This is a genomic window from Achromobacter marplatensis, from assembly GCF_049060505.1.
Classification (GTDB): domain Bacteria; phylum Pseudomonadota; class Gammaproteobacteria; order Burkholderiales; family Burkholderiaceae_B; genus Achromobacter; species Achromobacter marplatensis_A.
Window position 1 is genome coordinate 361,886 of the sequence record NZ_JBMGRB010000003.1, and the last position, 25,609, is coordinate 387,494.

The window sequence follows — 25,609 nt, forward strand, 5'->3', positions numbered from 1 at the left end:
AAACCGCCCAAAGGCGGCGTGACAGCGTTAGGAAAACCGAGGACGCTAGGGCGCCGTCACGGTCTCCGCGGAAAAAGGGGTTTCCAGGGCGGGCAGAAGCCCGCCCGTCGTTGTGATCGTGCCGGTCACCGTTTCAATGACGCCGACAAAATCGACATGAGTCTGCACGTAGCGAAAGCCCAGCTCGCGCACGCCCAGGCGTCCGCTTGCTGCGCCCGCGCTCTCGCGCGGCACGCGCTGCAAGCTGCCGGTGTCGAACAGCGCCAGGCCCAGGGCCTCGGCCTGTTCCTCGTAGGCAGGATGACGCAAGATGAGGCCAAGCCCATCCAGCACGTCGTAGGCCGCGGCCCCGGTACTGCGCAGTTCGACGGTGGCGTCGCGGTGGTCATGTACAGGCAGGTTGCCGTTGTCATCGACCCGGCCTTCTTCAACCGGGCCGGACTGCACCCACCGGACCGTCATGGCGATATACGGCGGCAGCGGGCTGGATTCGGCCTGGTCGGAAGGGATGACGGGAACACTGCCCGCGGCAGCCGTCAGCAGCGTAAGAATTGCGTTCTCGGGCGTCATGGCGGTCCAGTTGGAAATCTGAAAAAAACAAAGCCCGCGAACCATTGAGGTTGGCGGGCTGCATTTCGTGTGGGCGCAATGCCCCGCGGCTATTGTCTCAAATCCGGTCCCAAATGGCGCGGGTTTTTCTGAAGTGCGTGTCCCAATTCCGACCATGCGTATGTGGCGGATTTCGTATTGCCGCCGCAGCGCCGAACATGGCCCGCATCCAACAGATGGTCCAGCACCCGGCGGGCGCCGCGCCGCATCGCCTCTTGCGACGCAGGCGCCAGCGGGATGCCGCGACTGACATGACGCAAGATCTCCGCCATTCTGAATTCCCGGCCCGGATACGCCGCCAGCAGATCGATGACCTCGTGGGCGTACTTCATTGGAATGCCCTCCAGACCTGCTGCTTGAAACTGCCGAGTGCGACCTTGTAGTAAGGCTGCGTGATACCGATGACGCGGCAGGCCTTGTCCTGGCGCAGATGCGCGGGCAGGTCACCGTAGTCGGCGCGCCGGGTGTATTCCGCTTGCACTACCCGCCGTTCCACGAGCGGCAACGCTTCATACAAAGCGTTTACTCGTCGCGCCCGTTCATGGTTCACGGGAATCCGCACGGGCTCGTCGTCATCATCGTGGCCGGGCTGTGGCGGGAATTCGCACAGGTCCGGCGCAACTTGCTCCATGCGGCGTGGCCCCGGCCAATCCCCCTCCCACTGGGATCGCGCCCAATTTCGAATCTCGTCTTCCACCCAACGTGGCAACCCTGCTTGCATATCAGACCTCGTCCCTGTTGTGTTTTGGCCATCACGCGCGCGGCGTTCGATGACGGCTCTGTTGCTCATCGGCGCTCCGGATTGGCGCTGTGCTTGGCGTGCGTCAGCATCTCGGCGATGGCCTTGGTCGGATGCCCGCCCAGCGCGATCCGCGCTTCCCATTTCTCGATCCATTCCCGGTGCGAGCGGCTGCGCGGCTCCAGCAGCTTTCCCGCCCCCATCTTCTTCAACGCCGCTTCGGCTTCAGCACGCGAGGCCAAGGTCTGGCCGGGCGCTGGCAGCGCCGCGCGCGGCTCGGGAATGGCGGGCCACGCCCCTTTGCTCAATTCCTCGGCCAATGTTCTTTCCCAGCGTGCTTTGATCGAGCCGTAATTGCTGTTCAGCAAATCCACGGTGCTCACGCCAACTGCCGCCCAATACACGGCGGGATGCGACCAGTTGCCGATCTCGCCCCGGCGGCGCGCCGACACGCCACGCACGGCTTCGTGATAAGCGACCTCTGGTGTCAGCCACGGACAACACAACTTCAAAAACTCCGGCAGGGTTGGCGGCCATTCGCGAGTCAGGCACGCGGTCAGGCCGCGCCTGACATGCGATTCGCCCAGCCCTGCCAGCTTCTGGTTCCACGAGTCCTTCAGCTCACGGGGCGTCAAGCCTTCCCACTGCTGCGCGAACTTCGCGCCATACAGCAGGTGCATTTCATTGACGACCAACGCGCCCAGCCCGGTTGACGCTTCAGCGACTTGCATCGATGACTCCCATGTCGATCTCGCTGCGCGCATGGCCTTCGGCCAGGACGCTGCGCAATTCGGATGACCAATCCGCCCGCTGCCGCCCCCGGTTGAACGGCGCTTCCGGCCGGCTGCTACGCGGAGGGAACAAGCCCTGATATCCGCTGGCGATGCTATGCGCGATGACGTCACGAGGCGCGATGCCCTCGGCCTGGTAGCCCGCAAGCTGTTGCAGCTGCCGGCGCGCGCCCTCTTCCGTGATCGGCTTCTTGCGCGCTTTGCGGTCAGCAACCCAACTGACCCAGTCTTCACGTTCCAGCCAGGCCGGCAATGCAATCGCCGAGGCATCGAACCCGGAAGCCTGCTTGCAACGCGTCTTTAATGGCTTTTCCTGGCTCTTGGTTCCTGGTTCTGGTTCCTGGTTGGTTGGCGCCGCGTTCAACGGCTGTTGAACATGCGGACTCTGCCCCGCCTCGGCCGGGTCCCGTTCCGCATCGCGCCGCTGCGCCTGCCGCGCCCGCTTCGCCGCGCTGGCCTTGCCCGCTGCGGACTTCGCTTCCTTGTTGCCGTGATAGCGGGCGATCTCGGCATCGCAGCGCGCGTGACGCCAGCCTTGCTCCGTGTCCGTGAAGAACTCGCTCAGCACTTGGAAAACGGCGGCCTGCTCCTCGTCGGACCGTGCAATCAGCAACCGGCACAGCTTGTCGATGTCGCGAGACAAGGGGGCTTCGGTGTCGTAATAGAGTTCGATCAAATCGCGATAGACGCTGCGCTCGACACGCGTGAGATGACGCGTTGCGTTATTGAAATCACCGATGTGATGGGGGTAGTAGTTCATTGCGCCGTTGTCCCTTCGGCCAGCTCCGGCCAGATTCGAATGCAATCGACGGGACGCAGGTCGCGTCGGGTGACCACGCCGCGAGTGGCTTGCTCGATCAGGGCGCAGTGCTTGACCGGGACGGGCCTTCTGCCCGTGCGCCACTGATACACCAACGCGGGAGACACCCCCACGCGTCGAGCCAGCGCCGCAGCGGTAAGTGCCCCGTCTCGGCTGAAATAATCATGTAGATTCATCACTAAAACTATAGCGACGCTACAGTTTATTAGCAAGCCATGCTATAGTTTTATTTGCATAGCATTGCTATATGAAAATGTGGACAATCGAAGAGGAAGCCGCTGCCCTGCGCGCACGCTTTGAAGGCGTGAACCGCGCGGCATTCGCTCGCGACCACCAGGTGAAGGGCGGCCAGGCGATGATCTATCAGCACATCACAGGTCGGCGCCCCATCGGCATCGAGGCCGCGATGGCCTACGCCCAAGGCTTCGGCTGCACCTTGTCCGCGATCAGTCCCCGCCTGGCCGCGGAAACCAGAAAGGCGGCATCGCTATCCACGGCCGCGCCGAGCGCCACGCCGTCCCCGGACCCCGCTTGGCCCTTTCCTTCGGTGCCCGCGTCGCTGATAAAAGGCTTGCCCGACGATCAGCTTAAGCGCCTGGAAGGCGCGCTGCTGCTGGCACTGGGCCAGATGGGCGTAAAAGCCCAGGGGTCGGCGGCGCAGTCCAGAACCCTGCAATCCAAGCGCGGCGCCGTCGTCGACATGGCCACCACGGCGGACGAATTTCCTATGGCTCCGGTTACACCCGCACCTTGGGATGCCGACGGCCTCACGACCCACCAGGTCGACCGAACCCAGACCTTGCGCATCAGCACCGCGGCCAACGTGGGCCATGTCGCCAACGCCGGCTACTCAGCCAACGACCAGGAGTTCATGCCCATCCCCGAACTGGATGTGCGCTTGGCGGCCGGGCGGCTTGGTATCGAGAACTACCATGAGACCGAGATTGGCGAGATCCTCCTGCGCCGCTCGTTCCTGGAATCGTTCAAGCTGCCGATCAACCGCATGAAGATCGTTTACGCGCAAGGCGACAGCATGGAACCGGTCATCCGCAATGGCGGCCCCATGCTGTTTTTCGAGGATCCGGTCTCGGACCCGCGCGAGATCGACCCGCGCACGGTGTACGCCATCAACCACGGCGGCAAGATGATCGTGAAGTGCATTTCGCGCGGACGCGAAGGCGCCTGGCTGGCCAAATCGTTGAATCCCGCATACGCACCGTTCGCCCTGGAAAAGGAAGACGGGTGCGAAGTGCGTATTGTCGGAAGAATCCTGTGGTCGCCCTACGACCTGCGCAACGGCGTCGATGAGCGGCTGCTGTAGGTCACATCCTGGAACAGACAGGTAGGCAATCCTGCCTATCCAGACCCATTCAAGGGCGCCATGTTGGCGCCTCAAGGCACGCTGCTTTCATCCGCTGTGCAAACACGATAACAACCGGACGTTTACAGACCTGGCGCCCCGGCTATCAGAAGGTATGAAGATAGCGCAGGGTAAGCTGCGTTCCCTCAGCACGGTTGCGTGCCCCACTTTCGAAGTAGAGGTTCGCGAAGAACGTCTGCGGCCCCTTCCGATACATGGCCCCTGGCCCGATGGCCATGACCCTTTCTCGGGAGTCTGACTGGCGACGACCGTTGACACGATCGTCTGTAGTCTGCGCCAGGTGATAGCCGGCAAGCCCTACCCTCCACGTTTCGTTCAACGCGTAGGACAGCGAATAATTGGCGTGAAACGCCTGGCCGGGCTGGGTATCGTCGACGCCAAGCGCGTTAGATGGCCGTTTGTTTCGGCTGACCCAGGCGTAATGCACTCTGCCGCTGAATTCCAGCCTGTTGCTCAGTTCCCAGGTGAAAGCATAGTGCGGATTGAACGTCCATACGTTCGCGCCCACATTAATCGATTCGTCCTCGTCGTAGTCGCCCGTTGGCAGGCTGAAGACGAAATTCAGGCGCTGCCAGAACCGACGGCCGAGCAACTGCACTGGCTCCCATTGCAACAGGAGCGGGCTGACGATCATATCGCCCTGCCGCGTTCGGGTGCCCCGCGGGCCGTTGTCAATCTCAAGGTCCAGGTGCACAAGCGGCAATAGCACTTCCGCGCCATAGTAGGCGCCCAGAATCTTAGTGTTGCTGATGTACGCAAAGTGCGGAAGCACACTGACGCTGCTGATTCGTTGACGGCCGCTCACCGAGCGTCCTTTTGCGTCTTTTATATCGTCGGCGTAGTTCAGCTGGATCGGAATTTCGACCAGTTTCCCAGGCCCCGCGACACCATCCATGAAACTGGTATTTCCTAAACCCAGAGCGGGCAGCGCAACAGCATCGGCCCGAGTCACGTTGTTGAAGGTCAACGCCACCAGAAGGACCGGCGCGACGGCAAGCCTGGAATTTCTATTCATACCGCTTCGGATAACGTTCAGCACCTTCGGTGCAAGGGGCCAGTCCATACATACGTCGGTCACTGCCGGCGTCCCGGCCGTCACAACATGCCCCCCTCTTGTGGAATCGTCACGACAAGGAGGGCCGTTGTAAGCGCGGTTCCGCAGGCCATCACGTGGCCTGCCCGCGAGACGCCCGGAAGGGTTTAGCGCGTGCCTTCCTTCAGGCCGAGCAGATCCCACTCCCAACGTAAACCCTGGCCAAAGCCACCGCCGTGCAGTGCGAACAGGTTGGCGACGTCCCCAGCGGTTTCCTCGCGTGCCCAGTCGCGCTGGAGTTCGCTGACATAGGCCGTGGCCGACAGCGGGCGAGCGCCGGACTGCACCATGCGTTGCACTCCCAATTCGTGGCTCTCGACCGTGCCGCCACCCGAGGCATCCGGAATGATGTAAACCTCGTGGCCAGCCGCCAGGGCGCTCTGGACGGCAAGGTTCAAGCAGACCTCGGTCCACAGGCCGGCCATCACCAGCTTTTTCTTGCCGGTTGCTTTGACCCACTCGCGCACGCGGGAATCGTCCCACGCGTCCAGGCCAGTGCGGTCAACAGGCTTCTGATCCGGAAACACGGCCTGAACTTCCTGGAACAGCGCTTGGCGTTCGGCAAAGGCCGTGGTCAGCAGCGTGGGGACCTTGAAGAGTTTCGCTGCCTTGGCGATGAACGTCGCATTGTTGACGACAAGCTCGTTCGGATGCGAACGCAGCGCCAACAATTGCAGGTACTGGTGGTCGATCATCAGCAGAGCATGGTTGTCGGGGGTAAGCAGCGTGTCGTCGCGGGAGGTAATGTCGTTCATGATAGTTTTCCTTTCGGCAGTCCGATGTTGCGCCCTTAGGGAGGTGCGAACCCTTGAAAATTGGATGAGCGTGCTAGGCGCCCGTTGCGGGGATGCGTCCAAAACGGCCGCTTGCGAAATCGCGCTTGGCCTGCAAAATCTCTTCCGCGGTGTTCATGACGAAAGGCCCCGACCCCGCAATAGGTTCGTTGAGCGGTTCGCCGGTCAGGACGAGCAAGGCGGCATTGGTTTCGGCGCTGATCGCGATCGTGCCGCCGGAGCGATCAAAGAGCGCCATCTGCTTTTCGTGCATCGGCGCGGATCGATCGATGCTTAGCGTGCCGCGCAATACGATGACCATGGCCGAATGCCCTTCGGGCAGGCGCAGTGCCGTGCGGGTGCCGTGGTTCAAATTCAGATCCCACAGGTTGATGGGCGACCACGTTTCAGCTGGGCCTGTCAGCTGTTCATATTGGCCCGCAATCACTCGCAAGGAGCCAGAGGCGGGAGAACCCAATTCCATTCGAGGAATACGTTCGTTCAACAGCGTCTGATACCGGGGCGGAGACATCTTGCGATCCGCGGGCAGATTGACCCATAGCTGGACCATTTCCAGGACACCGCCCGAACGCGAGAACGCCGGCGAATGAAACTCTTCGTGCATGATCCCGGCGCCCGCCGTCATCCATTGCACGTCACCTGAACGAATCAGCCCGCCGCCTCCCGAGGAGTCTCGGTGAGCGACTTCGCCTTGATAGGCCAGCGTCACGGTCTCGAAGCCGCGATGCGGGTGCTGCTGGATGCCACGAGGCAAGGGAGAAGGCTTGAAATCCTGCGGGCCGCTCACGTCAAAAAGCAGAAAGGGGCTGGTGTAGCCGCCCACCGTCTCGTAGGAAAAGACAGTCCGGGTCGGAAAGCCGTCGCCTACCCAATGGGTGCTTCCCGCTGTATGGATGCTGATCAGTTTAGGCATCGTTGTTTCCTTCCCGAAGGGATATTGATCGGTTCGGAAGAGCATAAAATCAGAACGACCCTCTGGATAGACGGAAAAAACGAACTCATTGTTCTGTTTGGAGAACAGCGTTGCTGCAAATCATCGATTTAAACGACCTCTTCTATTTCACGCAGATCGTGGAGCACGGCGGTTTTTCGGCGGCGGCACGGCACCTGGATATGCCGAAGTCCAAGATCAGCCGCCGACTTGCCTTGTTGGAGGAGCGATTGGGCGTGCGTCTGGTCCAGCGGTCAACGCGCCAGTTCGTGGTGACGGACGTCGGCCACGAGTACTACCGGCATTGCCAGGCGATGCTTGTTGAAGCGCAGGCCGCCGAGGAATCGGTTCAGCGCAGCCGGGCCGAACCGCAGGGCATCATCCGGCTGAGCTGTCCTATTGGCCTGTTCGACGCGCTTGTGGCCGACATGCTCACGGACTTCATGGTGCGCTACCCATTGATACGGATTCACGCCGAAGGCGCTAACCGCCGCGTGGACATTATCGGGGAAGGATTCGATGTTGCGCTGCGCGTGCGCTTCCCGCCGCTGGAAGACAGCGGACTGATCCTGAAGACCCTGTCGGACAGTCCACAGCGCCTGGTAGCAAGTCCCGCGTTCTTGAAGCGATACGGTCCGTTCACCGTTCCGGCGGATCTGGCCAAGGTGCCCAGCCTAGGGCAAGGGCCTGACGCGCGTTCACACGAGTGGGAGCTTTTCGGGCCCGACGGCACCGCAGCCCTGGTACACCACGCGCCATGTCTTTTGACCGACCAGATGTTGGCGCTGCGCATGGCCGCGATCAAAGGGCTCGGGGTCGTTCAACTGCCGACGTTGCTCATTGCCCAGTCTATCCGGGACGGGCAACTGGTGGACGCCATTCCCGGCTGGGCGCCCAGAACCGGTATCGTGCATGCCGTCTATCCGTCCAGGCGGGGCCTGCTCCCCTCGGTCCAAACCTTGCTCGAATTTCTGACGCGCGCGTTTCAACGCCAAGCGTCCGTGCCGTGACAGGACGCAGATCGATGCCAACGACGTTATCGATGTGGACATGATCGAGATATGGAACCTTGCGACACGGTAAGTGACAGATCGCACATCGGCATCCTGATAGCCAGACGTGCGCATATGTGAAGTCGCGCGCCAATACCAAAATACACGCAAAAAGGCGAATTCCTAATGAATATATCCGGCTCCAACTTTAATTCAACGATCTTTCCAAACTATAGTTCATCTGATTCCGACTTTACCTCGCCTGACTCCTCGCCCCTCCGCTGTGATCCCCGTCATATTTGTTATATCCGCGATAACATCCTCGACTTTTTGGCTGAAGACATCCCAGGCTTTAAAGTGGTCAGGCAATTAAACAATCGCAACAGAGCACTTGCCCCCCGAGCGATAAAAAATCTGGCTATCACTCAACCGGAAGGATTCTCTCGATTCTTCGATCCGGAAAAAAAACTCACAGAGCAGCCTGCCCGCCCGACCCATCTAACGTTGCGGTTCCCGGTCTCGACCGAGCAACTGCGGTTCCTGCCCGATAGCATTACCCACATAGACTTTGCTTGCCGGGGTTTTTTCCCCCGAACCTTCAGAGTCGAATTTCTCGACGTTCTCGCGCAGCGATGCCCCAACATTCAATCGATGAGCTTGAGAAGGAATCAACTGACTGCAGACGCCGTGGCAGTGCTACAGAAGTTTGAAAAGCTCACCGCGCTTGACCTGACCGGATGCTATATCGGCAATGAGGGGATGAAGGCAGTGGCTAAGCTTCCCAATCTCACCTCGCTGAACGTGGGTCGTTGCGACATAGGTGTAGAGGGAGTGAAGGAACTGTCCAAGCTGCTCAATCTTTCCACGCTTGATGTGTCCGACAACTTGATCGGCTCCGCTGGTGCGGCAGAAGTGGCTAAGCTACTCGGGCTCACCGTGCTTAACATGAGTGGCACTGTTATCGGCGCCGACGGGGTAATGGCATTGGCCGCGCTCCCCGTTCTCCGCACACTTGACCTCTCAAATAACATCCTTTTCGGGGTCAACGCAACGGCGCTGGAGAAGTTCGATAAACTGTCCTGCCTCAAGCTGGCACGGTGCGATATTAAAGGCCAGATACCAATGAACATTGCTAAGCTCGAGAATCTGTCCGAGCTTAACTTGGCGAATAACGAAATCGGCCCCGAGGGATTGAAGGAACTGGTTAAGCTTCCCAAGCTCTCCAACCTTAATCTGTCTGCGAACAAACTTGGCCACGCGGCTACGCAAGAAGTCGCTAAGATCCTCACCCTCACCGCGCTTGACCTGTCCAACGACATGTATAGGCGGGACAGCCCCCGCTCCTCCGACAACAAACTTGACTACGAAGCACTGGCGGAACTGGCTAAGCTGCCCCAGCTTTCTGTGCTTGACCTGTCCAGGAACGCTATTGATCACTCGTTAGCGGCGGCACTGACCAGGTTTGCCCACCTTTCCACGCTTAAGCTAGTTAAATGCTCTATCCGCGACCAGGAAGTGGCGGAGCTAGTTAAATTCAATATCGGCGACCAGGAAAGGACGGAACGGGGTCAGTTTCCCAGCTTCTCTACGCTTGACCTATCCAACAACCTGATTGGCGACGAGGGAGTGACGCTACTGGTAAAGCGCGGCAATGTCGCCACACTTATCCTGCATGAAAACAGTGACATCACCGCGGCGCACATTGAGGAAGTACGGGCCGTCTGGAACACGCCTCAAATTGATATCTAAATGTGAGTGTTTTAGGGCGAATTTTCCAGCGAGAACGGGGGGTTCGCCATGAAACGCACGCAATATTTGGTCGAGTAGATCGTCGCGGCGCCTAAGCAGGCGGAGCGGGCCATGCCGGTCGTGGATCTGGTGCGTCAACTCGGCGTATCCATGTGCTGCGCCGAGAGGGCTGACAGATCACCCGCAACCGAGTCCCTCCGGCGCCGCAGTATTCCATGACCCGCGATATGCAACCCAGTGGAAAGACGAGCGCGCGTTCCGGCGCAGCTGGACGCCAACACCGAAACTGCTTGGGATACGCTAGAGGCGGCCGTACAACATGCGGCACACTTACGCGACGGTGATCCTAATGGCTGGGATGACGCCGGCCTTCTGCGCGAAGCAGTTGGGCCACAGCGTGGAGATGTTCCTGAAAACCTATTCCAAATGGCTGGACGGCGATCAGAACGATCTGGAGATGAGCCGCGTAGAAACGGCGATTTCTGCCCAGATTCTCCCCGAGAAAGCAAAACAGACGCCTAAGCGTCTGTAATGTAAGGGGAATTCTTGGGGTGGCTGATGGGGCTCGAACCCACGACAACTGGAATCACAATCCAGGACTCTACCAACTGAGCTACAGCCACCTCTGGTACTGATTCGGCACTGCTTTCGCAGTGCTTTTTCTTCTGCCGCTGCGCTTCAAAAAGAAGCTCAACAACGAAGAGGCCGAACTATAGCACATTTTTTTGACGCGTCAAATGCCCTGCCCCCAATTTCTCTTGCCTGGATTTTCCAGCTTGCTATCCTTCCGCTTGGTTCCCCTTGGAGGCCGTCTCTTACGCCATCGCTATGGATCGCATACACGCAATTTTGATCGATTACTGGCCTCATCTGGCTTTTGCCATCAGCATCGTGGCCGGGACGGGCGCGGCGGTGCATGCCGCGATGACCAAGCAGGACGTGCGGGCGGCCATCGGGTGGGTGGGGGTGGCATTGTTCTCGCCGCTGTTCGGGGCCCTGTTCTATTTCGTGGCGGGGATCAACCGCATCCGCAAGACGCGGGTGTCGCAGCAGCGTGACGAAGCGATGGTGGTGGACGCCCAACAGGTCGAGACCCAGCCCGTGGATGTGGCGCCGATTTCGGGGCCGCAGTTCGCCTCGTTGAAGGTGCTGGGCGACCGGGTCAGCCGGTTCCGGCTGCTGGGCGGCAACGCGGTGCGGCCGCTGGCGGGCGGCGACGAGGCGTACCCGGCCATGTTGCAGGCCATCCGCGGCGCGCGCCATGCGGTGGCGATGCAAAGCTATATCTTCGATAACGACCCGATCGGACGCGAGCTGGCCGAGGCGCTGATCGAGGCGCATGCGCGAGGCGTCGCGGTACGGGTGCTGATTGACGCGATCGGCTCCAAGTATTCGCGTCCGCCCATCGTGCGCATGCTGGCGCGCGGTGGCGTGCCGGTCGCGCGATTCATGACGAACCCGATGGGCGTGCTGCGCATGCCCTACGCGAACTTGCGCAGCCACCGGAAAGTGCTGGTGATCGACGGGCGCGTGGGGTTCACCGGAGGCATGAATGTGCGCGCGGCATTCGTCAGCGCGCTGACGGGCGACGCCACCAACCGGGACACGCACTTTCGCGTGGAAGGGCCGATCGTGACGCAGCTGATGTCGGTGTTTGCGCACGATTGGAATTTCACCACGCACGAATCTCTGCCTGCCAAGCCCTGGTTCGACCCGCATGCCCTGCCCCTTGCCGGCAACGTGCCGATGCGCTGCGTGCCGTCGGGCCCGGATCGCGCGCTGGGCAGTTCGCACAACATGCTGCTGGGCGCGCTGGCTGTGGCGCAGCGCCATGTGCGCATTCAGTCGCCTTACTTCCTGCCCGATCAGACGCTGATCGGGGCGCTGGCGACCGCCGCGCGGCGCGGCATCCAGGTGGACATCGTCATCCCGGGCAAGAACAATCTGCGCCTGGTGGACTACGCCATGTCGGCGCAGCTGGACCAGGTGGTACGCACGGGCTGCCGGGTCTGGCGAGCGCACGGCGCCTTCGACCATTCCAAGCTGATGACGGTGGATGACGCCTGGGCGTATGTGGGATCTTCCAACCTTGATCCGCGCAGCCTGCGGCTGAATTTCGAGTTGGACACCGAGATCTACGACCCTGCGGTGGCGCGGTGGATCGGCGACCGGATCGACGGGCTGATCGGCCAGGCCAGGCTCGAGACGCTGGAAGGGCTGACGCAGGCGCCGTTCGCCAAGCGCCTGCGCAACAAGATCATCTGGCTGGCGACGCCGTATCTATGACGGCGCAAAGGCATCTACGGTAATCTGCCGGCATGCGCTACGAACTCACCGATCTTCGCCTATTCCTTGCGATCGCCGAGGCGAAAAGCCTATCGGGCGGAGCCGGCACCGTCCACCTGACTGCCTCATCCGCCAGCTACCGCTTGAAGAATCTGGAATTCGCGATGGGCGTGCCGCTGTTCAAGCGCGAGGCCCGCGGCATGGAGCTAACGACCGAGGGCGCTTTCGTGCTGAAGCACGTGCGGTCGCTGCTGGCTGGCGTTGAACGCATGCACGGCGAAGTCAGCGGGTTTGCCAGCGGGCTGAAGGGCAGCGTCAAGCTGTTTGCGAACAGCAGCTCGCTGAACGGCTTCATCGTACCCAGCCTTAGCCGCTTCCTTTCCGCGAATCCCAATGTGAACATCCTGCTGGAAGAGCGCTCCAGCAATACGATCGAGGCCGCCATCGCAGGCCAGGAAGCCGACATCGGCATCTTTGCCGGCCAGGCCAAATCGGCGGGCGTGAACGCCGTCCGCTATGCCATCGACGAACTCATCATTGCCGCGCCGCTGAATCATCCGGTAGTGGAGAGTTCGCCGGTGCGGTTCCCGGCAGTCCTGGACCTGGATTTCGTTTGCATGAGCCGCGCCAGCAGCAACTATGTCTTTCTGCGCGACATGGCCAAACTGGCGGGCAAGACGCCCAAGGTGCGCATCCACGTGCATACCTTCGATGCCGTGCTGTCCATGGTCGAGGCCGGCGTGGGCGTGTCGCTGGTGCCGCGCAGTATCGCCGCGGCCGCCCTGCGCGAGAAACGCATCGCGGCCGTGGCGATCAGCGAACCGTGGGCGCTGCGCGAACTGACGCTGGTGACGCAGGCCGGCGTGCCGCTATCGCCGTTCGTCGAACAGGTCGCCGAATACCTGCTGGACGACCCGATCGTCGCGGCGACGCGCGGGCCGGCCTGATCAGCCCTTGCGTTCGCGCTTGCTGGCCAGGAATTCGTTCATGAATTTCTGAGGTTCGCCGGTATTGAACGCGGCGCCGAATTCCGCGACGCTATCCTCGATGGCCGCATCCACGGACATCGTCTCCCAGCGTCGCAGCAACTTCTTCTGCTGCCGCAATGCCGCCGGCCCCAACGCCGCAAACCCTTCCGCCAGCTTGCGCACGGCCTGATCCAGTTCCGCTTGCGGTACGGCGGCGTTGACCAGCCCCCAATCCTGCGCGCGGCGGGCGTCGACCAGTTCCCCCGTCAACAGCATCCAGGCGCTGTGGGCCGCGCCGATCAGTTGCGGCATGAGGGCGGCATGGATCACCGACGGAATGCCGACCTTGACTTCAGGCATGCCGAACTGCGCATGATCGGCGCAGATGCGCAAATCGCACGCCAGGGCGAATTCCAGACCGCCGCCCAGGCACCAGCCCGGAATGCGGGCGATCACCGGCACCGGGAAGTGGCGCACGGCATTGCAAAGGTCTCGCAAATTGGAGATGAATTGCTGGGCGCGGGGTTCGTCCAGTGCCGCCATCTCTGCGATGTCGGCACCCGCCACGAACGCGCGGTCGCCGGCGCCGCGCAGCACCAGCACGCGCACCGAGTCGTCTTCGCGCAGGTGGCCAAGCGCCTCGCGCAGGCCGTTGATCACCGGCGTGCTCAGGATGTTCAGCACCCCTGCGTCCTGCATCGTCAAGGTGGCGATACCGGCGGCGTCGATCTCGGCGCTGGCGTGGGGAAAGGTCAGATTTCTGGTGTTCACGAGCGCTCCTTTATTGCATTTTCTCGAACTTGATGTCTTCGACCACGGTCTTCCAGTGGCGATAGGACTGCGCGATCAGCGCGCTGAATTCATCGCGCGACATTGGGCTGGGCACGGCGCCCTGCTTTTCGATGGCGTCGATGGTTGCCGGGTCGGCCAACACCTGGCGCACGGCGGCATTTAGTTTATCCAGCACGGGCGCGGGCGTGCCGGCGGGCGCGGCCAGGCCGAACCACGACGGATTATTCATGGCGGGCAAACCCGCCTCGGCATACGTCGGCACATCGGGCAAGACCTTCAGCCGCTGCTTGGCGGCCACGGCCAACGGCCGGATTCGCTGCCCTTGGATCAGCGGGTAAGACGACGGAATGTTGTCGAACACCACCTGAACCTGTCCGGCGACCAAATCGTTCAAGGCGGGCCCCAGCCCCTTGTACGGCACATGCAGCATGCGCGTGCCAGTCGTCTTCATGAACAGTTCGCCGTTCATATGGCTTAACCCGCCATTGCCGGACGAGCCGAAGGCGTACTTATTGGGGTCCGCCTTCAGCAGCTTCAGGAATGCCGCCGTGTCTTGCGCGGGCAGCGCGGGATTGACCACCAGCACATTGGGCACGTCGGCCAGGTTGCTGATCGGCGCGAAATCGCGGACGGGGTCGTAGGCGCTTTTGGCGTAGACGTTGGGGTTCACGGCATGCGAGCTTTCGACGGCCATCACCAGCGTGTAGCCGTCGGCGGGCTGCTTGGCAGCGTAGGCCGAGCCGATGCTGCCGCCCGCGCCCGGCTTGTTTTCGATGATGACGGACTGGCCCAGCTGCATGCCAAGCTTGTTGCCGACGACGCGCGCGATGATGTCGGTGGTGCCGCCGACCGCATACGGCACGATCAGGCGAATCGGCTTGTCGGGATAGTCGGCGGCCGCCACGCCCGGCATGGCCAGGCAAGCCAGCAAGACGGCCAGCGGGAATTTAATCGATGTCATTGTTGTCTCCTCGGGGTAGTTCAAATCGTGGCCGGCCGCGTCAGCACCGCGTCCGTGTGTTCGCCCAGCAAAGGCGGCGGCGCGCCCAATGCACTGGCCGGCGTGCCGGCCAACAGCGGATTGCGCACCAGCCGCATCTCGCCCAGCACGGGATGCGTGGTGGTCTGAAGCAGTTCCCGATGCAGCACCTGTGGATGTGCGAAGACTTCGTCCAGCGTGTGGATTGGCCCCCAGGGCACGCCCGCGTCGTCGAACGCATCGGTCCAGCGCTGGCGCGGCGCGGTGGCCAACGTGGCGGCGACCTGGGGACGCAGGCTGTCCATATTCATGAGGCGGGCGCTGTTGGTGGCATAGCGCGCATCGGCTGCCCATTCGGGATGCCCGGCCACGCCGCAGAAACGCGCGAACTGGCCGTCGTTGCCGATGGCCAGAATCAAGTGGCCGTCGGCGCACGCGAACACCTCGTAAGGCGCGCAGTTCGGATGCGCGTTGCCGCTGCGCTTGGGCGCCACGCCAGAGACAAGGTAATTGGCGCCCTGGTTGGCATTCAGGGCCACCGCGACGTCAAGCAGGCAGATGTCCAGCGGCATGCCCTGCCCCGTCTGGTCGCGCTGTCGCAAGGCGGCCAGCACGGCGGACGTGGCGTACATGCCGGTCATCAAGTCCACGACGGCAACCCCGGTGCGCAGCGGGCCTGCGCCGGGCGTGCCATCCGGTTGCCCGGTGTAGCTCATCAATCCACCCATGCCCTGGAACACGTAGTCGTATCCGGGCTTCCGGGCCATCGGGCCGGACTGGCCGTAACCGGTAATGGACAGGTAGATCAGGCGGGGATTGATGCGGGTAAGCGAGGCATAGTCCAGCCCGTACTTGGCAAGCCCGCCGGCCTTGTAGTTTTCGACCAGGATGTCCGCGTTGGCGACCAGTTCCCGCACGCGGGCCGCGCCCGCCTCCGATGCGAAGTCGATGGCAACGGAATGCTTGCCGCGGTTGCAGGCCATGAAATAAGCCGACATGGACGCGCTGCCGTCGTCCGACCGCAAGTCGGGGGGCCCCCAGCCGCGCGTGTCGTCACCACGTTCGGGATGTTCGATCTTGATGACTTCGGCGCCAAGGTCCGACAGGTTCTGCGTGCACCAAGGGCCCGCAAGGATGCGCGACAAGTCCACGACTTTGACGCCGCGCAAGGCGTTGTGAAGCATAGTGTCTCCGTGATCAGCCGCTTTTTTAAAAATTATGTCAGCGGCCCCGCATCACGAGGAGTTGAATGTTTCGAACGCTGCGTTCGCGGAATTTCAAAACACGGCCCGCGCCCTGGGGGATGCACCGCGCGTTGAAAAAGCGCGAACGCAGCGTTCGGAACTTTCAAGGGGAGACGCCGTGCAGACCGCACGGCCAGATTGCTTAGCCGTCGGAAGCGGGTGTCGACGACGCGCGCACGGCGAACACCGCGTTGGCCTTCAGCATGACGCGCCCGGCCACCTGCAGCAGGCACGTTGCATAGATCAGCCGCTTGCCCTGCTTATCGATGCGCACGTGCGCTTCGAGCCAATCGCCGGGCTTGACCGGGTTCAGGAATTCCACCGACATCTGCACCGTCACCACCGACACCTGTGCTTGCTGCGCGATCGTGAAGCCCAGCGCGCTGTCGGCCAAGGTGGCCAGCAGCCCGCCGTGCGCGATGGCGTGCATGTTAGTGTGGGCCTGCGCCACGCGCATGGCCAGCACCGAATCCGCGCTGCGCCGGTATAGCGCGCCAAGCTCGGCCAGATGAGTCATGAAGGGGCTGCTGGGCTGCCAGGGCTCGAAGCCCGAAGGAATAGTGTCTGCCATGGACGCTCGCGAAATGGATCCGGTTTGGATCCTGATGGGGTCGGAATAATGGGGGAGTACGCCGCAGTATCGCAAAGAAGCCCGCAGCGGGCGAGGCCTGTGTCACGGCCTCCCGCCGGCCCGGAAAGACGGAGTAAGATTTACGCCACAACACACACCTATACATGGCAGGAGCAGTGGAAGATGGCGAAAGTCGGCATGGTTGGTATCGGCCTCATGGGCCACGGCATTGCAAGTAATCTGGTCAAACATGGTCACACCCTCACCGTCCTTGAGCACCCGGGCAACCAGCCCCTGGACGCCCTGAAGGCCGCGGGCGCGACCAGCGTGGCCAGCGGCGCCGCCCTGGCCGCCGCGTCGGATGTGATCATCCTGTGCGTGACCGGCAGCCCGCAGGTGGAAGCCGTGCTGCTGTCCGCCGGCGGCGTGCTGGAAGGCCTGCGCCCAGGCACCGTGATCATCGATTGCTCGACCGCCATCCCCTCGTCCACCGTGAAGGTGGCGCAGGCCGTGACCGAATCCGGCGGCCGCTTCCTGGACGCGCCGATGACGCGCACGCCGAAGGAAGCCGCCGAAGGCCGGTTGAACCTGCTGGTGGGCGGTAACGCCGCCTTGTTCGAAGAGTGCAAGCCGATCCTGGCCTGCTTTGCCGAGAACATCACGCACGCCGGCCCGGTGGGCGCCGGCCACCGCATGAAGCTGCTGCACAACTACGTGTCGCTGGGCGTGGTGGCCCTGTTGTCGGAAGCGGCCGCCTGCGCGCTGCGTTCCGACATCGACCCGGCCGTGTTCGCCGATGTGCTGGCCAAGGGCGGCGGCGGCGGCGTGGCGCTGGAGCGCATCAAGCCGTACTTGCTGGAACAGGACCCGTCGTCGCTGCGCTTCTTCATGTCGAACGCGCAGAAGGACTTGTCCTACTACAACACGATGGCGGCGGAAGCCGGCGCCGTGCGCGAGATCGGCGCCGCCGTGCAGCACACGTTCGACCAAGCCGTCACGCAAGGCGGTGGCGAACGCTACGTGCCCGAACTGGTCTCGCTGCTGAAAGACCGCTAAGTCAGCGCCCGACGGCTGCAGGCGCGCGCGCAAGGCCGCGCCCCGGCAGCCGCAGGGAAATCGCCGCGGCCAGCAGCAGCAACACGCCTGCCGATCCGAAGGCAACCCAATGGGTGTGGAAGGTATCGAACGCCCACCCGCCCAGCCACGAACTGATCATGCCGCCCACCTGGTGGCCCAGATACGTCAGGCCATACAGCACCCCCACCAGGCGGATGCCGTAGACGTCAGCCAGGATCGCCGACGACAAGGCGATGCTGCCCGCCCAGACGATGCCGCCGATCGTGGCCGCGGCGTACAACTCCCAGTGCGCCCCCACCATGACCAGCGCAAAGAAGCCCAGGCCGCGCACCAGATAGATGGCGGCCAGGATATTGCGGCGCTCGACCTGATCGGACATACGGCCCAGCACCAGCGTGCTGAAGATGGCGACCAGGCCGATCAGGCCAATCCCCAGCGAACTCGTGGTGGCGTCAAAGCCGTGGTCCATCAGCATCGGCATGCCATGCGTGCCCAACAGGTTCATGCTGTAACCACAGGCGAACAACCCCAACGCCACTTGCCAGAACGGCAGCGTGCGCAACGCGTCGCGCACGTTCGGCGCCGGGCCGCGGGCCGCGGGCTTGGCGGAAGGCTTGGTGTCCATGATCTGGTGCGGCAGCAGGTCCGTGTGCTCGGGCGCCGTGTCGCGCATGATGAAGAGCGCCACCGGCACGGTCAGTAACGCGAACAGCACGGAAAAGGCCAGCAGCGTTTCCTTCCAACCCACGGCGGCGATCGCGAACGTCAGGGTGGGCGTCATCAGCGCAATACCCGCCATCGACCCGGTCGACAGGAAGAACAGCGCCATGCCGCGCTGGCGAGTGAACCAGCGGCTGATCACGGGCGTCAACGCCACGGGACTGGTGAAGGCCAGCCCGACGGAGAGCGCCACGCCGAACGACAACAGGAATTCGATGGGCCCCCGAGCGAACACCGTCCACAAGGACGACGCCACGACGATGGCGGTGCCGGTCAGCAGCACGAAGCGGGTGCCGCGCGTGCTGACGAGATAACCCGCCAGCGGCATGGCAAGCCCGTAGCACAGCATGCCGACGGCAACGATGCCCGACAGCAGGCTGCGCGAAAATCCCAGCCCGTCCGCCATCGGCAGGAAGAACGGCCCGATGCCCATACGCAGACCGACGGTCAACAGGGTGAGTACCGCGGCGGCGCCGACGATGTTCCAGCCGAAATACCAGCCGCCCGACTCTTGCTTGTCCAAGTGCTTCTCCTCGATGTCTTCTTATGGCCGCTCATGCGCCAAGGCTTGCAGACACCGCAGGGGAGGCGCGGAGCGAATCCGCTGTCGACACGGGTGGGAAGGGCCAGGCGCCAAACGGCATGTTCTTGGCCGGAGGCTGACGCCGCCGGACGCGACATATTACTCCTGGCAATAAGCCGACGATGCGCATCATCGCGGTTGCCCCCCTATTCCGGTTCGGTCACCGGACGTGTTATCGAAGCACGTTGCGCACGAAGCGCAGACGCGCGTCACCATCATTGAAGTACGCATAGGGCTGGGCGCTACTGTAGATGGCGAAATCATCGGCGGCGACGGATTGCGGCACGCCGGACAATTCCAGCCGCAGCACGCCCTCAATCACATAGACCATTTCGTGCCACCCGTCCGGGTCGGGCTCGGCCAGATAGTGTTCACCGGGCGCCAGTGTCCAGATCCACAGTTGCGCCTCGCAGCTGGTGGGGGCCGCGCCCAGCAACACCGCCTGGCTACCGGGCTGTTTGCCGCGCCAGGCCATGGCTTCGATCCGACGGCGTTCGCGGTGGGGGTCGCTGACCAGGTCTACGAAGCCCACGCCCAATGCGCCGGCCAATTTATCCAGGCTGGACAGGCTGATGTTCGCCGTTCCGGCTTCCAACCCCGCGATCATCCGCCGGCTGATGCCCGACGCGTCGGCCAGGTTCGTCTGGCTCAACCCGGCCTGCTTGCGGATCCGCCGCAAGTTGGCGCCCACATGCGTGAGGACATCGCTGCCCGTAGGCGTAATGTGCAGTATATTGCTCATAATTCCGTAGCTATTGAAGTCAATCGTGCCGCCCAAGCCATCGATGTTCGCCCTGACGCGCCAGGAAATCGCCCTGGTGCTGGTCACCATGCTGTGGGGAAGCACGTTCCTCATCATTCACATCGCCATGCAGCATAGCGGACCGCTGTTCTTCGTAGGCGTGCGATTCACCCTTGCCGGGCTGGTAACGATGCTGCTGTTCCGCAAGCACATGGCGGCGATCACCCGGTTCGAAATTGGCGCAGGCATCGCCATCGGCTGCGCCCTGTTTCTGGGCTACTACCTGCAAACGCACGGGCTGCGCACCATCACCAGCAGCCAGTCCGCCTTCATCACCGCCTTGTACGTGCCGATCGTGCCGCTGCTGCAATGGGCCGTGTTGAGGCGCCCTCCCGGCCTGATGAGCTGGATCGGCGTGGCGCTGGCGTTCACGGGCCTGGTCCTGCTGGCCGGCCCCGAAGCAGGCTCGCTGAGCTTCAGCCCGGGCGAAGTCGCCACCTTGGCGGGCGCCGTGGCGATTGCCGCCGAGATCATTTTGATCGGGCTGTTCGCCAAACGCGTGGATAGCCGCCGCGTCACCGCGGTGCAGCTGTTGACGGCCGGGCTGGTGTCTTTTGCACTGATGCCAGTGCTGGGGGAGTCGATTCCCGCATTCTCGTGGCTGTGGGCCGGCGCCGCCATCGGCCTGGGCCTGGCCAGCGCCGTGATTCAGTTGACGATGAACTGGGCCCAGAAATCCGTGTCACCCACGCGCGCCACGGTCATCTACGCAGGCGAGCCCGTCTGGGGCGGCATCGTCGGCCGCCTGGCGGGCGACCGGCTACCCGCATTGGCGCTGGTGGGCGCCGCGCTGATCGTGGCCGGGGTGCTTGCCAGCGAAATGAAGTTCCGCCGCAAAAAGCCCGTGGATGTTCGGTTGAACGGAGCCTGAGGGAGCCGGCGCGGTCAGGCCGCCTGTTCCAGGAACGCCTGCAAGGCGGGGACGGTATTCAGGACGTGCTGACGCATGGCGGCCTCGCAACGGTCGGGGTCGCGGGTCTGCAGCGCGTCGATCAGTTCCTGATGCGATTCGCGCACGCGCAGCACACGCCCAGGCTGGGCGGCCCATAAGCGCATGTACGGTTCCACCACGGAATGCAGCTCCGAGATCTGGCGCAGCAGGCGCGGCTGCTGGCAAAAGCCGCACAGGTATTCGTGGAATTCGCGGTGCGCGGTGGTCCAGTCCAGATAGTCGCCGGAGCCCTGCTCCAACTGGTCAAGCAAATTGGACAGGCGGCGAACGTGCTCGGCATTCATATGCAGCACGGCGTTGCGCATGGCCAAGCCTTCCAGCACGGACCGCATTTCAAAGACTTCCAGCATTTCCTGCTGGTTCAGCCCGCGCACCACCGCGCCACGGTTGGCGCGGATTTCCACCAACCCCTCGGACGCCAGCCGGCGCAAGGCGCCCCGCACCGGCATGCGGCTGGTGCCGATCTCGCTGGCGACGACGTCCGGCACCAGGCGCTGGCCAGGCGCATAACGGCCCAGCCGGATCTCGCGCTGCAAATGCAGGTACGCCTCGTCTTCGGCGCTGATCGCTGTCTTTTGAAATTGCAGCATCGTCGTCCCCGGGCTTGGAAAGCCGCAATGATAGATAAACGCAAAAATAACACAAACTGGATCCAGTGATCCATGGATGCAAACACCAATAGTCCGGTCAACAGGCTTCCCGTCTAATCCTTTCCGAAGGGCGCATCCGTGCGCCCAACATGCGCCGGAACGGGCGGCAGACCCGCCCGGCAGCACTTGTTTTCCATAACGTGATCAAGGGGAACCCATGAAATTTCATCTTATCCGGACGCTGGCCGGCGTTGCCGCCGTCGCCTTCGCGGCCCAAGCCGGCGCGCAAGCAGGCGCCCCGGCCACCGACTGGCCGCAGCATCCCGTGCGCATCGTCGTCCCCTTCCAGGCGGGTTCCGCCACCGACCTGATCTCGCGCCAGCTGGGCGCCGCGCTAGCCACGGAACTGGGCCAGCCCTTCGTCGTGGAAGCCCGTCCGGGCGCCGCGGCCGCAATCGGCAGCGCCTCGGTGGCCCGCTCCGCGCCCGACGGCTACACGTTGCTGATGGGCGGCCCGGCCGCCGTCGTCACCAACCGGTTCCTGCAGAAACGCCTGGCCTACGACCCGGACGCCTTCGCACTGGTGTCCATGGTGGCCTACACGCCCAACATTCTGCTGGCCAATCCGCAGCAGCCGTTCAAGACCCTGCCCGAAATGGTGGCCTACGCGCGCGCCAATCCTGGCAAGTTGACCTATGCCTCGTTCGGCACGGGTACGACTTCGCACATGGCGGGCGAAATGCTGAAGTCCATCGCCGGCATCGATATCCTGCACGTGCCGTACAAGGGCGCGGGCGAAGCCATTCCTGCCCTGCTTTCCGGCCAGGTGTCGATGTACTTCGACACCATCATGACGGGCCTGCCCCAGGTCAAGAGCGGTTCGCTGCTGGCGCTGGGCATGTCCAACTCGAAGCGCTCGACGCTGGCCCCGGACATTCCCACGATCGCCGAACAAGGCTACGCCGGCTACGACATTGCCCCGTGGTACGGCCTGGTTGCCCCCGAAGGCACGCCGACGCCTATCCTCGACAAGCTGAACCGCGCGGTGAACAAGGTGCTGGCCGACCCGGCATTGCGCGGTAAGCTCGCCGAAGCCGGTGCTGAACCGCGCGGTGGCAGCCGCGAGGAATTCGCCGCCTTCATCAAGGCTGAAATCCCGCGCACCAAGCAGTTGATCGACCAAGCCGGCATCACCCCGCAGTAATCCTTTCTACGAGTTCCAGCATCCATGTCCTCCCCCTTCGATTGGTCTTTCCCGTACGCTTCCCGAAAAATGCCGGTCCTGGCCGCCAATGCGGTTGCGACCAGCCAGCCGCTGGCTGCGCAGGCGGGACTACGCATGTTGCTGGCCGGTGGCAATGCCGTTGACAGCGCCATTGCCACCGCGATTGCCCTGACCGTCGTCGAACCCGTCATGAACGGGATCGGCGGCGACATGTTCGCGCTGGTCTGGCACGACGGCCGCCTGCATGGCTTGAACTCCAGCGGCTGCGCGCCGGCCGCGTGGACGCCCGAATACTTCAATGGCCGCGACGCCATGCCCGGCACGGGCTGGGGCACGGTGACCGTGCCCGGCCAGGTCGCTGGCTGGAAGGCCCTTTCCGATCGCTTCGGCAAACTGCCGTTCGCCAAACTGTTTGAACCCGCCATCGCCTACGCCGAAGAGGGCTTCCCCGTTTCGCCCACCATCGCGCGCCAATGGGCGACCCAGGCGCCCAAGCTTGCCCACGAGCCGGGCTTCGCCGAGGCCTTCCTGCCGCAAGGGCGTGCTCCGCAGGCCGGTGAATGGTGGCGCTTTCCCGCCCAGGCCAAGACGCTGCGCGACATCGCCGAAACCGGCGGCGACAGCTTCTATCGCGGCGAACTCGCCCGCAAGATAACGGACTTCGCCAGCCAGACGGGCGGGGCGCTATGCGCGGCCGATCTGGCGGAACACCGCCCGGAATGGGTCGCCCCCATTTCGCAGTCGTTCCGCGACGTGGAACTGCACGAAATCCCGCCCAATGGCCAAGGCATCTCGGCGCTGATGGCGCTGGGCATGCTTGAACAATTCGACCTGGAAGGCATGGGCCGCGACAGCGCCGACTACTACCACGTCAGCATCGAAGCGATGAAGCTGGCGTTCGCCGACCTGCACCACCACGTCGCGGATCCGCGCCACATGCGCACCGACGCCGCTGCCCTGCTTGACCGCGCCTACCTGGCGGAACGCGCGCGCCTGATCTCGATGGACCGCGCCAGCGTGCCCACCGCAGGCACGCCCGCCACCGGTGGCACGGTCTACCTGACCACGGCGGACGCGGACGGCACGATGGTGTCCTTCATCCAGTCCAACTATCACGGCTTCGGTTCGGGCGTGGTTGTGCCCGGCACCGGCATCAGCTTGCACAACCGTGGGCTGAATTTCGTGCTGACGCCGGGCCACGCCAATCAGGTCGCCCCGCGCAAGAAGCCGATGCACACGATCATCCCCGCATTCGTCACGCGTGGTGGTCAACCGTTGATGTCATTCGGCGTGATGGGCGGATCGATGCAAGCGCAGGGTCACCTGCAGATGGTGACGCGCCTGGCCGCGTTCGGCCAGAACCCGCAGGCCATGAGCGACGCGCCGCGCTTCCGCGTGGAAAAGGGCCCCGTCGTGAATGTGGAATCACACCTGCCAGCAGAGGTGGTGGAGGCGTTGCGCGCGCGCGGCCACAACGTGGCGGTGGCGCCGGCGGACAGCCTGGAGTTTGGTTCGGCCCAATTGATCTGCCGCCTGCCGCAAGGGGGATATATCGCGGCGTCAGACTCTCGCCGCGACGGACAGGCGGTGGGCTTTTAAGCCCGCCCGGGTTTCAGGCGAGGTTCCAGGCGGTTGGATCTGGCCGGGAAGGCGCCTGGAACCCCTCTTCGTCCGGATGGCTTTTCGCGGTGTCGGCGCCATACCGGATGAGATCGGCGTCGCGTTCGATGCCCAGCTTTCTCATGGCGCTTCTTTTTTGCGAGCTGACCGTCTGCACGCTTCGGTGCGATAACAGTGATATTTCGGTGACGGTCGCCCCTGCGCAGAACAGCCGGACGATCTCGGCTTCGCGCTTGGTCAGGCGCACATGCCCCATGCCGAACGCCTGCTTGAGGATCATGTCTTTGATGGTGGGCGAATAGTAGGTCTTGCCTTGGTACATGGCATGTACCGCGTTGACGATGTGGCTGGTGGAGTCGGACTTGCTCAGGACGCAGACATGATCGTGGCCCAGCAGGGCGCGGATCAGCGTAGGGCTTTCGACCATGGTCAGCACCGCGATGCGCAGCTCTGGATAGCGCCGCCGCAACAACGCGATCAGCCCCAAGCCGTCGCCGTACCTGCCACCCGGCATGGTGTAGTCGGACACCACGACGTCGCAGGGTTGCCCTTCAAGCCGGGCGATCAGGTCGGTGGAATTCTCGACGCATGCGATGACGTCTATCGCCGGATCCAGGCCGAGTTCATAGCTGACTCCCAAAGCCACTGCGGGATGATCGTCGGCGACAATGACGCGAATGTATCGTGATGGCATAGGACGGATGACTCGCATAGGCGGTTCGCGGGCTAAAGACCCGTTCGGCATACGGAACATATTGCTGCGGTATTCCGAATTAAAAAATAGGAAGAATACGAAAGTCAGTATGCGGCACAATGGCTGAGCATGAGTCAGACCTCTCTCCCTCGCGACGAGCCTTTCCCGGCCCGGTCAGCACGCCACGAACAACGGCTGCGCATGCTGACCGATTTGACGTCTGCCGATCGCGGCCGCATCCGCGCGCTGGCCAACGCCTTCAGCCACGCCAATGAGCAGGATTTGCTTCAACTGCGCACGCTTTACGCGGGCCAGGGGCGGACGGAGTTGAGGCTGCTTGCCCACCGCATCAAGGGCGCGGCACAGATGACGGGCGACACTCGGCTGGGCACGCTCTGCGCCGAGTTGGGGCGTATCTGCTCCGCCCCGCTATCAGACGCCCATGCGCTTGATGCCTGTGTGCGGCACCTGGAAAGCGCGTTGGAAGAATTTGGCGATTCCTTCCGCCAAATTGCGCAAGACGCCTGAAGCGCGCCACACGGCCGACCGTGCCGTAAACGTCCTACTTGTCGTCGCGCCCTCTTGCGCCGCCGCTACACTGGATGCG

Annotated in this window: 28 protein-coding genes and 1 tRNA gene; 11 read left to right on the forward strand and 18 right to left on the reverse strand. The window is 63.1% G+C overall.

Annotated features, from left to right (window positions below; translation table 11 throughout):
- Positions 1-45: 45 nt before the first annotated feature.
- From ACI0FO_RS09915 to ACI0FO_RS09940, 6 genes are all read right to left on the reverse strand, one after another.
- On the reverse strand, positions 46-570 hold the full coding sequence (locus ACI0FO_RS09915; RefSeq protein ID WP_416026231.1) for a phage neck terminator protein: 525 nt from the start codon (positions 568-570) through the stop codon (positions 46-48).
- An 89-nt stretch (positions 571-659) separates the two neighbouring features.
- Positions 660-941, reverse strand: coding sequence for a hypothetical protein (locus ACI0FO_RS09920; protein WP_416026232.1), 282 nt, complete (start codon positions 939-941; stop codon positions 660-662).
- Complete coding sequence (locus ACI0FO_RS09925; protein WP_416026233.1) at positions 938-1,240, reverse strand: hypothetical protein; 303 nt, start codon at positions 1,238-1,240, stop codon at positions 938-940. The genes ACI0FO_RS09920 and ACI0FO_RS09925 overlap by 4 nt, the downstream gene beginning before the upstream one ends.
- Before the next feature lie 155 nt (positions 1,241-1,395).
- Positions 1,396-2,079, reverse strand: a complete 684-nt coding sequence (locus ACI0FO_RS09930; protein ID WP_416026234.1) for a hypothetical protein — start codon at positions 2,077-2,079, stop codon at positions 1,396-1,398.
- Entirely contained in the window at positions 2,066-2,899 is an 834-nt protein-coding gene (locus tag ACI0FO_RS09935) for a YdaU family protein (protein WP_416026236.1), read from the reverse strand. The genes ACI0FO_RS09930 and ACI0FO_RS09935 overlap by 14 nt, the downstream gene beginning before the upstream one ends.
- A complete protein-coding gene (locus ACI0FO_RS09940; RefSeq protein WP_416026238.1) occupies positions 2,896-3,135 on the reverse strand; it encodes a transcriptional regulator in 240 nt (79 codons plus the stop codon). The genes ACI0FO_RS09935 and ACI0FO_RS09940 overlap by 4 nt, the downstream gene beginning before the upstream one ends.
- Positions 3,136-3,206: 71 nt before the next feature.
- On the opposite strand from ACI0FO_RS09940, the gene ACI0FO_RS09945 reads away from it, so the two are divergent.
- The gene (locus tag ACI0FO_RS09945; RefSeq protein WP_416026240.1) at positions 3,207-4,280 is read left to right on the forward strand and encodes a S24 family peptidase; all 1,074 of its coding nucleotides are present in this window, start codon (positions 3,207-3,209) and stop codon (positions 4,278-4,280) included.
- Between the two features lie 145 nt (positions 4,281-4,425).
- Here the strand turns inward: ACI0FO_RS09945 and ACI0FO_RS09950 are convergent, their stop codons facing one another.
- The 3 genes from ACI0FO_RS09950 to ACI0FO_RS09960 all read right to left on the reverse strand — a co-directional run bounded on the left by ACI0FO_RS09950 (position 4,426) and on the right by ACI0FO_RS09960 (position 7,140).
- Complete coding sequence (locus ACI0FO_RS09950) at positions 4,426-5,403, reverse strand: SphA family protein (RefSeq protein WP_416026242.1); 978 nt, start codon at positions 5,401-5,403, stop codon at positions 4,426-4,428.
- Positions 5,404-5,540: 137 nt separating this feature from the next.
- On the reverse strand, positions 5,541-6,188 hold the full coding sequence (locus tag ACI0FO_RS09955; protein ID WP_416026244.1) for an isochorismatase family protein: 648 nt from the start codon (positions 6,186-6,188) through the stop codon (positions 5,541-5,543).
- 73 nt (positions 6,189-6,261) lie between these two features.
- Positions 6,262-7,140, reverse strand: coding sequence for a pirin family protein (locus tag ACI0FO_RS09960; RefSeq protein ID WP_416026246.1), 879 nt, complete (start codon positions 7,138-7,140; stop codon positions 6,262-6,264).
- A gap of 119 nt (positions 7,141-7,259) precedes the next feature.
- Between ACI0FO_RS09960 and ACI0FO_RS09965 the strand changes: the two genes are divergently transcribed.
- The 3 genes from ACI0FO_RS09965 to ACI0FO_RS09975 all read left to right on the forward strand — a co-directional run bounded on the left by ACI0FO_RS09965 (position 7,260) and on the right by ACI0FO_RS09975 (position 10,431).
- On the forward strand, positions 7,260-8,168 hold the full coding sequence (locus tag ACI0FO_RS09965) for a LysR substrate-binding domain-containing protein (RefSeq protein WP_416026609.1): 909 nt from the start codon (positions 7,260-7,262) through the stop codon (positions 8,166-8,168).
- Between the two features lie 168 nt (positions 8,169-8,336).
- Complete coding sequence (locus ACI0FO_RS09970; protein WP_416026248.1) at positions 8,337-9,899, forward strand: hypothetical protein; 1,563 nt, start codon at positions 8,337-8,339, stop codon at positions 9,897-9,899.
- Between the two features lie 319 nt (positions 9,900-10,218).
- Positions 10,219-10,431 (forward strand): hypothetical protein, encoded by a 213-nt coding sequence (locus tag ACI0FO_RS09975; protein ID WP_416026250.1) that lies wholly within the window; start codon positions 10,219-10,221, stop codon positions 10,429-10,431.
- Positions 10,432-10,446: 15 nt separating this feature from the next.
- Here the strand turns inward: ACI0FO_RS09975 and ACI0FO_RS09980 are convergent.
- A tRNA-His gene (locus ACI0FO_RS09980) sits at positions 10,447-10,522 on the reverse strand.
- Between the two features lie 205 nt (positions 10,523-10,727).
- On the opposite strand from ACI0FO_RS09980, the gene ACI0FO_RS09985 reads away from it, so the two are divergent.
- Together ACI0FO_RS09985 and ACI0FO_RS09990 are read left to right on the forward strand one after the other, a co-directional pair.
- Positions 10,728-12,185, forward strand: a complete 1,458-nt coding sequence (locus tag ACI0FO_RS09985) for a phospholipase D-like domain-containing protein (RefSeq protein ID WP_416026251.1) — start codon at positions 10,728-10,730, stop codon at positions 12,183-12,185.
- A 32-nt stretch (positions 12,186-12,217) separates the two neighbouring features.
- Positions 12,218-13,132 carry a LysR family transcriptional regulator gene (locus tag ACI0FO_RS09990; RefSeq protein WP_416026253.1) on the forward strand — a complete coding sequence of 305 codons (915 nt, stop codon included), beginning with the start codon at positions 12,218-12,220 and terminating at the stop codon, positions 13,130-13,132.
- Here the strand turns inward: ACI0FO_RS09990 and ACI0FO_RS09995 are convergent, their stop codons facing one another.
- The 4 genes from ACI0FO_RS09995 to ACI0FO_RS10010 form a co-directional block, all read right to left on the reverse strand.
- The gene (locus ACI0FO_RS09995; RefSeq protein WP_416026254.1) at positions 13,133-13,924 is read right to left on the reverse strand and encodes an enoyl-CoA hydratase; all 792 of its coding nucleotides are present in this window, start codon (positions 13,922-13,924) and stop codon (positions 13,133-13,135) included.
- Between the two features lie 10 nt (positions 13,925-13,934).
- A complete protein-coding gene (locus ACI0FO_RS10000) occupies positions 13,935-14,906 on the reverse strand; it encodes a Bug family tripartite tricarboxylate transporter substrate binding protein (RefSeq protein WP_416026256.1) in 972 nt (323 codons plus the stop codon).
- Positions 14,907-14,926: 20 nt separating this feature from the next.
- Positions 14,927-16,108, reverse strand: a complete 1,182-nt coding sequence (locus tag ACI0FO_RS10005) for a CaiB/BaiF CoA transferase family protein (RefSeq protein ID WP_416026258.1) — start codon at positions 16,106-16,108, stop codon at positions 14,927-14,929.
- Between the two features lie 202 nt (positions 16,109-16,310).
- Complete coding sequence (locus tag ACI0FO_RS10010) at positions 16,311-16,739, reverse strand: PaaI family thioesterase (RefSeq protein ID WP_416026260.1); 429 nt, start codon at positions 16,737-16,739, stop codon at positions 16,311-16,313.
- A 183-nt stretch (positions 16,740-16,922) separates the two neighbouring features.
- On the opposite strand from ACI0FO_RS10010, the gene ACI0FO_RS10015 reads away from it, so the two are divergent.
- Positions 16,923-17,795, forward strand: coding sequence for an NAD(P)-dependent oxidoreductase (locus ACI0FO_RS10015; protein WP_416026262.1), 873 nt, complete (start codon positions 16,923-16,925; stop codon positions 17,793-17,795).
- A gap of 1 nt (position 17,796) precedes the next feature.
- Here ACI0FO_RS10015 and ACI0FO_RS10020 read toward each other — a convergent pair whose 3' ends face one another.
- Positions 17,797-19,059, reverse strand: a complete 1,263-nt coding sequence (locus ACI0FO_RS10020) for an MFS transporter (RefSeq protein WP_416026264.1) — start codon at positions 19,057-19,059, stop codon at positions 17,797-17,799.
- A 232-nt stretch (positions 19,060-19,291) separates the two neighbouring features.
- Complete coding sequence (locus ACI0FO_RS10025) at positions 19,292-19,861, reverse strand: helix-turn-helix domain-containing protein (protein ID WP_416026266.1); 570 nt, start codon at positions 19,859-19,861, stop codon at positions 19,292-19,294.
- A 43-nt stretch (positions 19,862-19,904) separates the two neighbouring features.
- Between ACI0FO_RS10025 and ACI0FO_RS10030 the strand changes: the two genes are divergently transcribed.
- Positions 19,905-20,792, forward strand: a complete 888-nt coding sequence (locus tag ACI0FO_RS10030) for a DMT family transporter (protein ID WP_416026611.1) — start codon at positions 19,905-19,907, stop codon at positions 20,790-20,792.
- A gap of 14 nt (positions 20,793-20,806) precedes the next feature.
- On the opposite strand, the gene ACI0FO_RS10035 is transcribed toward ACI0FO_RS10030, so the two are convergent.
- On the reverse strand, positions 20,807-21,463 hold the full coding sequence (locus tag ACI0FO_RS10035) for a GntR family transcriptional regulator (RefSeq protein ID WP_416026268.1): 657 nt from the start codon (positions 21,461-21,463) through the stop codon (positions 20,807-20,809).
- Positions 21,464-21,680: 217 nt separating this feature from the next.
- On the opposite strand from ACI0FO_RS10035, the gene ACI0FO_RS10040 reads away from it, so the two are divergent.
- Positions 21,681-22,667, forward strand: a complete 987-nt coding sequence (locus ACI0FO_RS10040) for a Bug family tripartite tricarboxylate transporter substrate binding protein (protein WP_416026270.1) — start codon at positions 21,681-21,683, stop codon at positions 22,665-22,667.
- A 24-nt stretch (positions 22,668-22,691) separates the two neighbouring features.
- A complete protein-coding gene (gene ggt, locus ACI0FO_RS10045; protein WP_416026272.1) occupies positions 22,692-24,287 on the forward strand; it encodes a gamma-glutamyltransferase in 1,596 nt (531 codons plus the stop codon).
- 13 nt (positions 24,288-24,300) lie between these two features.
- Here ggt and ACI0FO_RS10050 read toward each other — a convergent pair whose 3' ends face one another.
- Positions 24,301-25,002 (reverse strand): response regulator, encoded by a 702-nt coding sequence (locus tag ACI0FO_RS10050; protein ID WP_416026274.1) that lies wholly within the window; start codon positions 25,000-25,002, stop codon positions 24,301-24,303.
- Between the two features lie 129 nt (positions 25,003-25,131).
- Between ACI0FO_RS10050 and ACI0FO_RS10055 the strand changes: the two genes are divergently transcribed.
- Positions 25,132-25,530 carry an Hpt domain-containing protein gene (locus tag ACI0FO_RS10055; RefSeq protein WP_416026276.1) on the forward strand — a complete coding sequence of 133 codons (399 nt, stop codon included), beginning with the start codon at positions 25,132-25,134 and terminating at the stop codon, positions 25,528-25,530.
- Positions 25,531-25,609: the final 79 nt, after the last annotated feature.